The 529-nt window shown below is 70.7% G+C and carries 1 protein-coding gene; it reads right to left on the reverse strand.

Annotation, left to right across the window (positions count from 1 at the left end):
* On the reverse strand, positions 1-504 hold a 504-nt coding region (locus JK361_RS40690; RefSeq protein WP_307787460.1), incomplete at its 3' end, for a polyketide synthase dehydratase domain-containing protein.
* Positions 505-529: the final 25 nt, after the last annotated feature.

Consider the following 529-nt stretch of genomic DNA (forward strand, 5'->3'; position numbering starts at 1 on the left):
CCCGTCGGCCTCGGGATCGATCAACACCAGAGCGTGCAACGCCGCGTCCAGCAGAGCCGGATGCACCCCAAACCCAGCACCAGCGCCAGCGCCAGCGCCAATGCCAGTGCCAATGCCAGCGCCAATGCCAGCGCCAGTGCTCTCGTCATGCGGCAGCCCGACCTCGGCGAACACCTCCCCGGACCGGCGCCAGACCGCCCGAACCCCCTGGAACAGCGGCCCGTACTCATAACCGGCAGCGGCGAACTCGTCGTACAACGCCGACACGTCCACCTTCTCCGCATCTACCGGCGGCCAGACGTCCGCCGGGGCGGCCGGTGCGCTGTCGACGGAGGGTGCCACGACTCCGCGTGCGTGGACGGTCCACTCCTCGTCGGAGTCGGAACGGGAGCGGACGATGACCGTACGGCGCCCGTGCTCGTCCGCACCTGTCACGCTCACGTGCAGGCGGACGTCCTCCTCGTCCGCCAGCAGCAGCGGCGCCTCCAGCACCAGCTCATCCACGGCGCCGGCACCGACCTCGGATCCG

Source organism: Streptomyces musisoli, assembly GCF_016741855.1.
Taxonomy (GTDB): Bacteria; Actinomycetota; Actinomycetes; order Streptomycetales; family Streptomycetaceae; genus Streptomyces; species Streptomyces musisoli.